The organism is Mucilaginibacter sp. L3T2-6, from assembly GCF_030519355.1.
In the GTDB taxonomy this organism is placed as follows: domain Bacteria; phylum Bacteroidota; class Bacteroidia; order Sphingobacteriales; family Sphingobacteriaceae; genus Mucilaginibacter.
Genome location: NZ_JAUMKC010000019.1, coordinates 22,045 through 33,752, shown reverse-complemented (window position 1 = coordinate 33,752; position 11,708 = coordinate 22,045). Strand labels below are relative to the sequence as shown.

Below are 11,708 nucleotides of genomic sequence, written 5' to 3'. Positions count from 1 at the left end.
CAGTACTTTTGCGGCTCAATGGAGCACATTCGTAATTTTTGTATTATAGCGCATATCGACCACGGCAAAAGTACTCTTGCCGACAGGTTGCTTGAATATACCAATACCATAACCCAGCGCGAATCGCAGGCACAACTGCTTGACGATATGGATCTTGAGCGTGAGCGCGGTATCACCATAAAAAGCCACGCCATACAAATGGACTATGTGCTCGAAGGTCAGAAATATACACTGAACCTAATCGATACTCCCGGGCACGTGGATTTTTCTTACGAGGTATCCCGGTCTATTGCAGCCTGCGAAGGTGCTTTGCTGATTGTTGACGCGGCTCAGGGTATACAGGCGCAAACCATATCCAACCTCTATCTGGCACTGGAGAATGATTTGGAAATCATCCCCATCCTTAATAAAATGGATCTTCCGGGCGCTATGCCAGAAGAGGTGAAAGACCAGATTGTAGACCTGATCGGTTGTAAGCGCGAAGAGATCATCCCTGCATCCGGCAAAACCGGCATGGGCGTTCATGATATTTTAAAGGCGATAGTTGAGCGCATTCCTGCTCCTGTTGGCGATCCGAAAGCGCCGTTACAGGCTTTAATCTTCGACAGCGTTTTCAATTCTTTTCGGGGTATTATAGCTTATTTTAAGGTTGTAAATGGCGAAATCCGCAAGGGCGATAAAGTAAAGTTCGTTGCCACAGAGAAGGAGTACCTGGCTGATGAGGTGGGTACATTAAAGCTGCGTCCTGTTGCCAAAGATGTTATAAAGACAGGTGATGTGGGGTATATCATTTCTGGTATAAAAGAAGCGCGTGAGGTTAAAGTAGGGGACACCATTACCCATGTTGAGCGCCCTTGTGCAGAAGGTATACAAGGTTTTGAAGAAGTAAAACCAATGGTATTTGCCGGTATTTACCCGGTTGATACGGAAGACTACGAAGAATTGCGGGAATCTATGGCCAAACTGCAGTTAAATGATGCTTCCCTGGTGTTTGAGCCTGAATCATCCGCGGCTTTGGGCTTTGGCTTCCGCTGTGGTTTCCTGGGCATGCTGCACATGGAGATTATCCAGGAGCGTTTGGAGCGAGAATTCAACATGACGGTTATTACTACCGTCCCTAACGTTTCATATAAGGCGTATACTACGAAAGGTCAGGAACTGTTGGTAAACAACCCATCGGATCTGCCTGACCCAAGCAAGATTGACTATGTGGAGGAACCATTCATCAAGGCTACCGTTATTACGAAGGCTGAATTCGTGGGTCCTGTAATGTCGCTTTGTATACAAAAACGCGGCATGATTGTCAACCAGTCTTACCTTACCTCAGACCGGGTGGAACTGGTATTTGAAATGCCGATGGGAGAAATCGTCTTCGACTTTTACGATAAGCTGAAAACTATTTCAAAAGGCTATGCTTCGTTTGACTATCACCAGATAGGCTACCGCCAGTCGGACCTGGTAAAGCTGGATATTCGTTTAAACAGTGAACCGGTTGATGCGCTTTCATCGCTTATTCACCGTAGCAACTCCTACGATTTTGGTAAAAAGATCTGCGAAAAGCTAAAGGAGCTATTGCCCCGCCAACAATTCGAAATTATTATCCAGGCTTCTATAGGCGCAAAAATTATTGCCCGTGAAACAGTTAAAGCCATGCGTAAAGACGTTACCGCCAAGTGTTACGGCGGTGATATCTCGCGTAAACGTAAGCTGTTAGAAAAACAAAAGGCCGGTAAAAAACGCATGCGCCAGGTTGGCAATGTAGAGATACCGCAAAGCGCATTTATGGCTGTGCTGAAACTGGATTAATTCAGACTTGAGATTTGAGACTGGAATTGTTTTATTCTCTTCGTCTCACATCTTAAAGTATCATATCTCATATATAAAATGGAATTACTCGACGGAAAATACGTATCAGGAAAACTTAAAGGCGAAATCGCAGAAGCCGCGGCCAAAATACTGGCCGAAACCGGTCGCAAGCCGCACCTGGTAGCGGTGCTGGTTGGTCATGATGGTGGCAGCGAAACTTATGTAGCCAGCAAGATAAAAAACTGCGAGCAGGTTGGCTTTAAATCTACTTTGGTTAGATATGAGGCGGATGTTACCGAAGAAGAACTCCTGAAAAAAGTAGAAGAGCTGAACGCTGATGCTGATATAGATGGCATTATTGTGCAACTTCCCCTGCCTAAACACATCGACCCTGAAAAAGTAACAGAGCGTATTGACCATCGCAAGGATGTAGATGGCTTCCACCCGGTTAATCTTGGCCGCATGCAGCGTAATTTACCGTCGTTTATTCCTGCAACACCTTACGGCATCACCCTAATGTTAAAGGAATATGGTATAGAAACAGCCGGAAAACACTGCGTAGTTGTGGGCCGCAGCAATATTGTAGGCTCTCCTATGAGCATCCTGATGGCCCGAAATACCTACCCCGGCAACTGCACCGTTACCGTATGCCACAGCCGCACGCCTGATATCAAAAAATTCACACTGGATGCCGATATTTTGATCGTCGCAATTGGCAGAAAGAATTTTATTACCGCAGATATGGTGAAGGATGGTGTTGTAGTAATTGACGTAGGCATGAATCGTGAAACTTCGACCTTAACCAAATCAGGGTTTAAGCTTTACGGCGATGTGGATTTTGAAGAGGTCTCTAAAAAAGCCTCCTGGATAACGCCTGTACCCGGCGGCGTAGGATTAATGACGATTATCGGCTTGCTAAAAAATACCCTATCTTCAGCCAATAAGGAAGTCTATCCATAATTTGCCCGGCTGAATTAAGTAATAACCCATTTGGTAAGACTGCCAATAATTGGCTTGATGTTATTATCTGTAATTATAATAGCTTATAAAGCCAGGATCATCTCAATCAGATTCTATCCTTTACCGGTATAACCAGTTTTAATCCCGACCAAACCTCGTCAACGGCGCATACCTTGATGTCCACAAGACCGTTTTGAAGGGCAAAATCGCGGATGACATCTTCGCTTATATCAGTTTTTACTTTTGACGATTTTTTTGGCCAGGATATCCATATCATACCGCCTGGCTTGAGTTGGCTCCTTAAACCAGTAAGCATGCTAAAGTACTCGTCTTTTTCCCTGGTGAAGAAATGAATAAGATCCTTTGGCTCAAAAGTTTCATTGTTTACGCGCAAGTCTTCGGGCAAATCGGCAAACAACTTGAAATAATTTTCGGGCGCATTAATCAGCCGGATATTAAAGCCAGGCTTTATGCCAAGCTTTTTAGCCAGCGGTGTACCAGAATATCCTGCAGTTTGCGCAGTTACCTTGCTCCCCATTCCCATATCCCAAATTGTATTTTCTTGTCAACCGGGTGACCCGATTGTTTTAAAGTTAACATGATCTGCCAGCGGTGATGCGACTCATGGGAAATCAAATAACCAAGAAATGCTGTCGCGTGTGGTTTAACCCCCTTTACTTTACCTTCAGGCGTCACTTTTTCGAAGAATTGCTGCAAAGCGATTCCACTGCCGGTTAATGCGTCGTCAAGGCCTTTTTTGGTAATCTGTCCTTTTTCAAGCTTTTCTAATCCATCAAGCAGTGCAGGCTCCGAAACCTTCAGCCACATCAACCGGACGTTATGCATATGCGCAAACTGTTCCCCTACAGTACGGCCCTTCGATGCAGACACATCGCCGAGATAAATTTCGCCGATACCATCCAATAAATACAGATTGATCCGGTTATGAATTTGCCAGGTTTCAGTAAGCGGGTTCATCGTAATCTAATTAAATTGTTTTAAGTGATGTTGCATATGGGCCACGTAATCTGCTGCCAGCCACTCTACGGTATGGAGGCTTGGATCGGTTTTACTGTTATCACATTGGGCCTGCAGCCGGTCAGCAGGATAATTAATCAACACGCGGGCAATCTGCAGGTTCAGCAACTTCCAGAGGCCGAGTAATTCACTAATGTCAGCTTCCTGGTAGTGTGCGGCCTCAACCCATTCATCCTGCTCGTAAGTAAGCTTAAAATTTTCTTCATAAGTGCAGCGAACAAATCGTTGCAGGTTAGCTTGCGCACTGTCAATTAAATGCCCGATGATTTGCTTTTTACTCCATTTATCAGGCGCAGGCTTCGTCGCCCAGTCGATGGTGTTGACATCCCGGTTTAAAATATCGTTAATGGTTTCATTCAGGTTTCGGACAGTATCTGCAATCATAAAAGAATTATTGCCTAAGCGGCTAGAGGATTAAATCAATTTAAAGATGGTTATTAGTATTTAATTATCAAAAACTTTATCTTCAAAGCCTGATCTGTAATTGTAATTAAGCGCTTTGAATTTTTTACCTGGCTCAAGACCTCAGACTTATAAATAATGGCATTAAACTATATCTGGATTGCATTTTTTCTCATCGCTTTTGTAGTTGCGCTTATCCGGCTGATATTTTTCGGCGATACGGAGATATTTATGCACCTGGTTAGTGGTATGTTCGATTCGTCCAAAGCTTCGGTAATGGATATTGCTTTGCCGCTTGCAGGCAATATGGCGTTGTGGCTCGGTATCATGAATATCGGGGAAAAAGCAGGCGCCATTAACTTCCTTTCGCGCATTGTAGGGCCTTTCTTTAATCGCCTGTTCCCTGAAGTTCCAAAAAACCACCCGGCTACCGGCCAGGTACTGATGAGCTTTTCAGCAAACTTGCTTGGTCTTGATAATGCTGCTACACCTCTTGGGCTTAAGGCTATTGACAGCCTGCAAGATTTAAATAAGGACAAAGACACGGCGTCCAACGCGCAAATTATGTACCTGGTGCTGCTTACTTCCGGTTTACAGTTATTGCCGGTGAGTATTATTGCCCAGCGTTCAATATTACATGCTAAAGACCCGACCGATATTTTTATTCCCTGTATTATCGCAACTTTTGTAGCCGCGGTATCCGGGATGCTTTTCGTTGCCTTAAAACAGAAAATTAATTTATTTGACCGTGTGATCATCGGGTGGATTGGCGGTATAGCCTGTTTTATCGTATTACTGGTTTGGTTTTTTACCAATTATCTTACCAAAGAACAAATCGGCCTGGTTTCGAAAGTAGCCAGTAACCTCATGCTGTTTCTTATACCGGTAATATTTATTTCGGGCGCCCTTTATAAAAAAGTAAATGTTTTTGAGGCTTTTATAGACGGCGCTAAGCGAGGTTTCGAAACTTCGGTTAAAATTATTCCCTACCTGGTGGCTATGCTGGTCGGCATCGCGGTTTTCCGCGCTTGCGGGGCATTGGGATATATGAACGATGGTTTGCGCTGGCTTATTACACAAACCGGCCTTGATACGCGCTTTGTGGACGCTATGCCGGTGGCCTACATGAAACCCCTTAGTGGTTCCGGTTCGAAAGCAATGATGATCAATGTTATGACCACCTACGGCCCCGACAGCTTTTCCGGTCGGTTAGGCAGTGTTTTTAACGGTTCAGCCGACACTACTTTTTACATTGTGGCGTTATATTTTGGCTCGGTTGGCATCAAGAAATCACGTTACGCTATACCGGCCGGTTTATTCGCCGACCTTGCTGGTATTATCGCAGCCATTTTTGTGTCGTATTTGTTTTTTGGTTAAGCTTTTTTAAACCAATAATTCATTATCCATCTTTTTTGCTTGTTGTTTTACACATAATTTGATTTTCCTTCGGGCTTGTGCTACATTCAACCTCCGAATTTATTTAACGCATATGGCCAAAGATTACGCGGAAGAAAAAGAAGCGAAGGTTAAAACGACTAATAAGGGGATTGTTTTGTTATGGATTTTTATAATACTATTTATATCGATAATCGTTAGATGCGCCCGATACTAAAATAAAACCTTCTCGTAAATTAAATCCCCGGTCTTTCTTTCTAAGGCACGGATAAACAAAAAAATAACTGTTCAAATTATTCGCCTTTCTATGGCAGGGCCGGCGGTGTTCGTATTGCTGAAAACTCCGGCTAACAAATAGCTCCTGCAAATTTTACAATTTCTAAAAGGCAGCTGCCGTTCCGCTTTTGCAAATGGATTAATTTAAATTAATCAGATACTAAGTCAATTTGCAAATTTGTGGCTATAGCACTATGGCCCCTTTATAATGTCGCCTAAAACTGAAGTATATAAAGGAAATCCAACATTTGTAATTGGCAGAATACATGTCCTGGCAAACATTAAAGCAAAAAAAAATGGGTAAGCTACTTCTATCGCGCCGCTCAACTCTCTACCCTTGCTGCGTTCCCACCCTGGGGGAGTTCAAGAGGAGCTGGCCGTAGAAGACTTACCCGCCGCAAAGATATAAAAACCTTCGATTTCGGTTAATAAATTGTTAAAAAAGCGGCTTTTTGTGAACAGGTTTAGGTATTTAGATATCGTAATCGCTGTATAACAGTTAGTTATACGTCCATATTATTTGATCAAAACAAGCTGAATTGCATAGAATTTGCAGGCTTCTCTGTCACTTCCGGAACTTTAAGTTTCGATTCCGTGAATTTATCAAAGTCAAGCCGCCGGTTAAAGGGTAATTCTTTGTAGACACGATACATTTTATCATGCCCGATCATCTCGCGCCGCAGAATGGTTAGCTTATCAACTTTAAACTCTTCATGCCATTCCTGCCTGCTAATATACGGCCATAATCTTTTAAAGGCCGGAGCAGGCAAGCTGCGCGCAACAGTAATATGTGGTATGAAAGCCCCTCCGCTGAAAAACCTTTTCAAGTGTTTAAACCAAATGTCAGTCGCCGAGGTTTTATCCAGCCGGGCATAGATGGTTGGGTTTTCCTCATGATGAAAAAAGTCGAACCCGGTAACAGAAGTTACCAGCGGTGGTAACGTTAACAGCTCACGTTCAAGTTTTGGCATCAGCGTTTCAATCCATACCGGCTTTTTACGTGGCCATTGCTGGATGCTAATGTGCGCTTTGGAATGCCGGCCCTCATAGTTTCCTATCATAGCAGCACTATCTTCCTTAATCCGCTTAATGCGCCGGCAAACACTTTCAGACGGCGTAAGCACTATCAAGTAATCCTGGTAACCTGTCATAACCTGTTGTTTTTGATAAAACGAAGATTACTAATATTTTTAGTATTTGCAAATCTTTTTTGTTTTTTATTTCCTTTTTATCTTACAGGTTGAGGAGATTTTATATTCACTTATAATCGGTACGATCATTTAGATGAGCGAATTCCCAATTAAAAAGCAAGTAATTTATTCCCAAAATGCAATTCTTTATAAATTTTCCATTCAGGGTGTTCAGCGAAAGTTTCTCGCTTCAGAACTGTAAGATTGCTTACTGTAAAGGCACGCTTAAAGTCGCGGTTTTCGAAATTTGGCCATAGTTTATTAAATGTCGCCACCGGTATGTTACGGATAACAGGAATGTGCGGGACGAAATCCTTAACCTTTATCCCCATCTGCATAAAAAGCAATTTAAACCAGTTTTGGCTTCGTTGGCCGGAGGTAAAGGAGAGGTATATGGTTTTGCTTGTGACATTATCAAAATACCTGAAACCGTCCATGTACAACTCCAGCGGCGGCATTGTGCTCAATCGTTCTCCCATTCGTTCGATGGCGGGCCGGGCGAGGAATGGCTTGCACCGTACCTGGTGAGTAATGGTTATATACGCCCCGCTGTGCATACCCTCGAAATGGCCGATCAGATTTACTGATGCACGTTTATACTTACTGATTTTTTTTACCAAGTCTGTCGGCAGAGAAATTATCATCAGGTAATCAGCGTAGGCAATCATCAAAGCATCATGGTTAGTAGGATGCTAAAATGCTAATTATTTTAGTATTTTTATGTCGTGTTTAGAAATAATTAAATTTTTAATCAGAACGGCGGAATATCATCATCATCCATCTGATCCATTTTTGATGGACGGATGATAAAATTGTTTGGCTTTTCAAAGTCCTGTGAAGGCGCTAAGCCTGCAAATGCGTTAGGCATTGCAAAATCGTTGCCTATTCCCTGGTCAAGGTCGGCGAACTTAACAAACTTACCAACGAATTTGAGCCTTACCCGGCCTGTTTCTCCGTTACGGTGCTTAGCTATGATCACTTCACCCACTCCCTGGGTTGGCATATTATCTTCGTCAACTTCTAGTCCGTAGTATTCAGGACGATATAAAAACAGTACCATGTCAGCGTCCTGCTCGATAGAACCGGATTCACGTAAGTCTGACAGCATTGGCCGTTTTGACCCGCCCGGGCGGCTCTCAACTGCGCGGCTTAACTGAGATAAAGCGATCACCGGGACGTTCAATTCTTTCGCTACAGATTTTAACGCCCTGGAAATACTGCCGATTTCCTGCTCACGGTTGCCGCCACCCTTGCCATCGGCGCCTTTTCCGTGCATCAGCTGCAGATAGTCGATAATAATAAGCTGTACGTCATGCTGTGACTTTAAGCGCCGGCATTTAGCCCTGAACTCAAATATATTCAATGCCGGCGTATCATCTATTATAATTGGCGCCTGTTCAAGCCTTCCGATTTTAGAGTGTATTTGTGCCCATTCCCATTCTTCCAGGTTGCCTTTCCTGATTTTTTCCTGCTCAATTTCAGTTTCACCCGAAATAAGACGGTTAACCAATTGAACAGACGACATTTCGAGCGAGAATACCACCACCGGTTTATTAAAATCAACGGCGGCATTCCTGGCGCATGATAACACAAAAGCTGTTTTACCCATCGCCGGGCGGGCCGCAATAATTACCAGGTCGGATTTTTGCCACCCGGAGGTCATACGGTCCAGTTCAGTAAAGCCGGAGGCCACACCGGTCAAGCCATCTTTTTTATCCTTCAGTGCCTCAATTCCTTTCAGCGCTTCATGCATCAGATCGTCCATCTTGCGGGAATCACGGCGCAGGTTATTTTGCGCGATCTCGAAGAGGTTCTTTTCAGCCCTATCCAGCAGTTCGAGGACATCTGAAGTATCCTCATAGGCACTTTGAACAATGTCAGTTGATATTCTGATCAGCTCACGCTGTATAAACTTTTGAATAATTATACGCGAATGATATTCGATATTGGCCGCAGAAGCCACACGGTTGGTAAGTTCGGTAATATAATAGGCGCCGCCAATCATCTCCAGTTCGCCGGATTGGCGAAGTTGAGCTGTAACAGTTAAAATATCTACCGGCGACGATTTTTCGAACAACTGGCGTATCGCCTCGAATATCTTTTGGTGGCTGTCTTTGTAAAATACTTCTGCTTTCAGAATGTCGATAACGGATGACAGGGCATCTTTTTCGAGCATTAATGCTCCAAGTACTGCCTCTTCCAGATCCACCGCCTGGGGCGGCAGCTTACCCAACCCGCTGTACGGGGTAGGGTTAGTGATTCTGTTTCTCCTGTCAGTTGTATACGGCTTGTTGCTGGGTGTATCGTTCTCAAAATTCATCGGACAACAAACATAAAACAAAGTTGTTAACGCGCTAAGTTACTAATATTATTAGTAATATTAAAACACTTAAGAAACAGGCAGATTATTTTGTTTTTGGATAGAATTAATGTGGATAAAATTGTTAGTAAAATTAATTTTTGTTTGACACTCAAATAATTGTATAAATGTGGATAATGTTTAGCTGTTAAAATCCGTTTTTTGCAAGACTAAAAATTTAAGTAAAAACCGGTAAGGTCTTCCGGTTCATTAATTGGCATATTGATTAATATGGCTACTTTTGCATCTTATTTAATTTAAATGTTCAACCATACAAACAGGCAGCCGCGGGAAAGTAATCAATTAGTTTTTGGTACCCGTGCTGTCATCGAAGCCATTCGCTCTGGCAAAGAAATTGAGTCCCTGTATATTCAGCGAGGCATCGGTGGCGAGCTTCTTAATGAGCTGAAAATGCTGCTTCATGAATACAATATCGCCGCACAGCAGGTCCCGGTTGAAAAGCTGAACCGCATCACCATGAAAAACCACCAGGGGGTGATAGCTTTTATTTCACCTATTGTATACCAGCGGGTCGAGGATATTATTCCGGCGGTGTACGAAAGGGGAGAGGTGCCGCTGATCCTGGTTCTGGATTCTATTACCGACGTGCGCAACATGGGCGCAATAGCCCGCACTGCGGAATGCAGCGGCGTACATGCTATTGTGATACCCGCGAAAGGCTCAGCCCAAATAAACCCGGATGCGATAAAAACATCAGCCGGGGCGTTATACAAAATACCAGTTTGCCGTCATAACGATTTCATGCATACCATCCGTTTTATCCAGGAATCGGGCCTGCAGATAGTTTGCTGTACAGAAAAAACTGAGGAGTTTATCTATAAACCAGATTATTCAATGCCGACAGCCATTGTAATGGGCTCTGAAGAAGATGGAGTTCGAAACGAAATTATCCGTATGGCGGATCACCTGGCTAAAATTCCGATGTATGGCGATATAGAATCGCTGAATGTGTCGGTAGCGACAGGGATAATCCTTTACGAAGCGGTACGGCAGCGGTTATAAATCAGAGATTAGCGATTAGTCTTGAATTTTAAAAACCTATCTCTAATCTCTGATTAAATAATCTTGGCTACTTAAATATACTTTGAGCCAAATTTCTGCTTCACATCAGCGACAACCTGTTTTACATTTTGTTCCTGGTCGCGTGGGCAGATAAGGAGCGTGTTATTTGATTCCACCACGATAAAATCATGCAGGCCCTGCAGTATCACCAGCTTTTCATCGGGAACGTTTACCATGCAGTTTGAGGAATCGTACATGATCACTTTATCTGCAGGAATAACGGCGTTTCCAACATAATCCTTTTCTGCAAGATCATAAATAGAAGCCCAGGTACCCAAATCACTCCACCCGAACTCAGAAGGCAATACGTACACGTTGTCGGCTTTTTCCATAATGCCGTAGTCGATAGAGATGTTGGTGCATTGCAAATAAGACTTGTGGATGTGATTTTTTTCGCCGTCGGTATTGTAAACCGGGCGGGCTTCGGCAAAAATCTCGTGCATATCAGGCAGGTGATTGCCATATGCATTTACAATAGCCTTTGCCGACCATACGAAAATGCCTGCATTCCATAAAAAGTCCCCGCTTTGCAAAAACGTTTTTGCTATTTCGAGAGTCGGCTTTTCGGTGAAGGTCTTAACCTTGTGGAAATCTTCGTTAAGGACTTGGTCGGTATATTGAATATAGCCATAGCCGGTGTCGGGGCGCGATGGTTTTATGCCGAGGGTTATCAGGCAATCATTTTTTGAAGCCGTTTCAAGCGACTTTTCAATAGTGCTGATAAATGCGGATTCGTCAAGTATCAGGTGGTCTGACGGCGCGACGACAATAGCTGCGTCAGGGTTAAGGCTTTCTATCTTGAAGGAGCCGTAAGCTACGCACGGCGCCGTATTTCGCATTACCGGTTCGGTGAGTATCTGGCCATCGGTCATGTCGGGCAATTGTTGTTTCACCAGGCCGGTATATATCTCATTTGTTACAACGTAAATGTTCTCTTTAGGGCAAATTTTCAGGAAACGTTCATAGGTGTTTTGTATCAGTGTTTTTCCGGTTCCCAGTATATCAATAAACTGTTTTGGATGGGATGTACGGCTAATGGGCCAAAAACGGCTGCCTATTCCGCCTGCCATTATAATGGCGTAATAATTTTTATTCATGTTTATTAAACAATTTGCATTTTTGCGGGTCTTTTTTGCCAGGTATTAAAATATTAAATGTAATTTTTTAAGGATTTGGCAAATTGAACATTCACTATGCTT

11 protein-coding genes and 1 other RNA gene are annotated in these 11,708 nt (G+C 43.4%); 4 read left to right on the top strand and 8 right to left on the bottom strand.

The window, feature by feature from the left end; genetic code table 11:
- Nucleotides 1–18: 18 nt before the first annotated feature.
- The gene (lepA, locus tag Q3W13_RS18960; RefSeq protein ID WP_302866473.1) at nucleotides 19–1,806 is read left to right on the top strand and encodes a translation elongation factor 4; all 1,788 of its coding nucleotides are present in this window, start codon (nucleotides 19–21) and stop codon (nucleotides 1,804–1,806) included.
- Between the two features lie 78 nt (nucleotides 1,807–1,884).
- The gene (locus Q3W13_RS18955) at nucleotides 1,885–2,766 is read left to right on the top strand and encodes a bifunctional 5,10-methylenetetrahydrofolate dehydrogenase/5,10-methenyltetrahydrofolate cyclohydrolase (RefSeq protein ID WP_302866471.1); all 882 of its coding nucleotides are present in this window, start codon (nucleotides 1,885–1,887) and stop codon (nucleotides 2,764–2,766) included.
- 106 nt (nucleotides 2,767–2,872) lie between these two features.
- Here Q3W13_RS18955 and Q3W13_RS18950 read toward each other — a convergent pair whose 3' ends face one another.
- Genes Q3W13_RS18950 through Q3W13_RS18940 form a run of 3 tightly spaced genes read right to left on the bottom strand, consistent with a single transcriptional unit; the run spans nucleotide 2,873 to nucleotide 4,188 of the window.
- Nucleotides 2,873–3,310, bottom strand: coding sequence for a DUF3052 family protein (locus tag Q3W13_RS18950; protein WP_302866469.1), 438 nt, complete (start codon nucleotides 3,308–3,310; stop codon nucleotides 2,873–2,875).
- Nucleotides 3,289–3,744 (bottom strand): DinB family protein, encoded by a 456-nt coding sequence (locus tag Q3W13_RS18945; protein WP_302866467.1) that lies wholly within the window; start codon nucleotides 3,742–3,744, stop codon nucleotides 3,289–3,291. The genes Q3W13_RS18950 and Q3W13_RS18945 overlap by 22 nt, the downstream gene beginning before the upstream one ends.
- A gap of 6 nt (nucleotides 3,745–3,750) precedes the next feature.
- Nucleotides 3,751–4,188: a DinB family protein gene (locus tag Q3W13_RS18940; RefSeq protein WP_302866465.1), complete on the bottom strand. Its 438-nt coding sequence runs from the start codon at nucleotides 4,186–4,188 to the stop codon at nucleotides 3,751–3,753.
- Between the two features lie 156 nt (nucleotides 4,189–4,344).
- Here Q3W13_RS18940 and Q3W13_RS18935 point away from each other — a divergent pair, with 156 nt between their 5' ends.
- The gene (locus tag Q3W13_RS18935; RefSeq protein WP_302866462.1) at nucleotides 4,345–5,583 is read left to right on the top strand and encodes a nucleoside recognition domain-containing protein; all 1,239 of its coding nucleotides are present in this window, start codon (nucleotides 4,345–4,347) and stop codon (nucleotides 5,581–5,583) included.
- 589 nt (nucleotides 5,584–6,172) lie between these two features.
- Here Q3W13_RS18935 and ffs read toward each other — a convergent pair.
- From ffs to dnaB, 4 genes are all read right to left on the bottom strand, one after another.
- Nucleotides 6,173–6,271: signal recognition particle sRNA small type (gene ffs / locus Q3W13_RS18930), an RNA gene on the bottom strand.
- Between the two features lie 130 nt (nucleotides 6,272–6,401).
- Nucleotides 6,402–7,028, bottom strand: coding sequence for a 2'-5' RNA ligase family protein (locus Q3W13_RS18925; protein ID WP_302866461.1), 627 nt, complete (start codon nucleotides 7,026–7,028; stop codon nucleotides 6,402–6,404).
- Nucleotides 7,029–7,177: 149 nt separating this feature from the next.
- Entirely contained in the window at nucleotides 7,178–7,735 is a 558-nt protein-coding gene (locus Q3W13_RS18920) for a 2'-5' RNA ligase family protein (protein WP_302866459.1), read from the bottom strand.
- A gap of 83 nt (nucleotides 7,736–7,818) precedes the next feature.
- A complete protein-coding gene (gene dnaB / locus Q3W13_RS18915) occupies nucleotides 7,819–9,387 on the bottom strand; it encodes a replicative DNA helicase (protein ID WP_302866458.1) in 1,569 nt (522 codons plus the stop codon).
- Between the two features lie 300 nt (nucleotides 9,388–9,687).
- Here dnaB and rlmB point away from each other — a divergent pair, with 300 nt between their 5' ends.
- Complete coding sequence (rlmB, locus tag Q3W13_RS18910; protein WP_302866456.1) at nucleotides 9,688–10,449, top strand: 23S rRNA (guanosine(2251)-2'-O)-methyltransferase RlmB; 762 nt, start codon at nucleotides 9,688–9,690, stop codon at nucleotides 10,447–10,449.
- Nucleotides 10,450–10,520: 71 nt separating this feature from the next.
- Here the strand turns inward: rlmB and Q3W13_RS18905 are convergent, their stop codons facing one another.
- Nucleotides 10,521–11,606, bottom strand: a complete 1,086-nt coding sequence (locus tag Q3W13_RS18905; protein ID WP_302866454.1) for a mannose-1-phosphate guanylyltransferase — start codon at nucleotides 11,604–11,606, stop codon at nucleotides 10,521–10,523.
- Nucleotides 11,607–11,708: the final 102 nt, after the last annotated feature.

Bases quoted from the DNA above. Each gene is read 5' to 3' on its own strand.
- Q3W13_RS18940 (WP_302866465.1), bottom strand. From the start codon at position 4,188: ATGATTGCAGATACTGTCCGAAACCTGAATGAAACCATTAACGATATT.
- Q3W13_RS18950 (WP_302866469.1), bottom strand. From the start codon at position 3,310: ATGGGAATGGGGAGCAAGGTAACTGCGCAAACTGCAGGATATTCTGGT.
- Q3W13_RS18955 (WP_302866471.1), top strand. From the start codon at position 1,885: ATGGAATTACTCGACGGAAAATACGTATCAGGAAAACTTAAAGGCGAA.
- lepA (WP_302866473.1), top strand. From the start codon at position 19: ATGGAGCACATTCGTAATTTTTGTATTATAGCGCATATCGACCACGGC.
- dnaB (WP_302866458.1), bottom strand. From the start codon at position 9,387: ATGAATTTTGAGAACGATACACCCAGCAACAAGCCGTATACAACTGAC.
- Q3W13_RS18935 (WP_302866462.1), top strand. From the start codon at position 4,345: ATGGCATTAAACTATATCTGGATTGCATTTTTTCTCATCGCTTTTGTA.
- Q3W13_RS18920 (WP_302866459.1), bottom strand. From the start codon at position 7,735: ATGATTGCCTACGCTGATTACCTGATGATAATTTCTCTGCCGACAGAC.
- Q3W13_RS18945 (WP_302866467.1), bottom strand. From the start codon at position 3,744: ATGAACCCGCTTACTGAAACCTGGCAAATTCATAACCGGATCAATCTG.
- Q3W13_RS18905 (WP_302866454.1), bottom strand. From the start codon at position 11,606: ATGAATAAAAATTATTACGCCATTATAATGGCAGGCGGAATAGGCAGC.
- rlmB (WP_302866456.1), top strand. From the start codon at position 9,688: ATGTTCAACCATACAAACAGGCAGCCGCGGGAAAGTAATCAATTAGTT.
- Q3W13_RS18925 (WP_302866461.1), bottom strand. From the start codon at position 7,028: ATGACAGGTTACCAGGATTACTTGATAGTGCTTACGCCGTCTGAAAGT.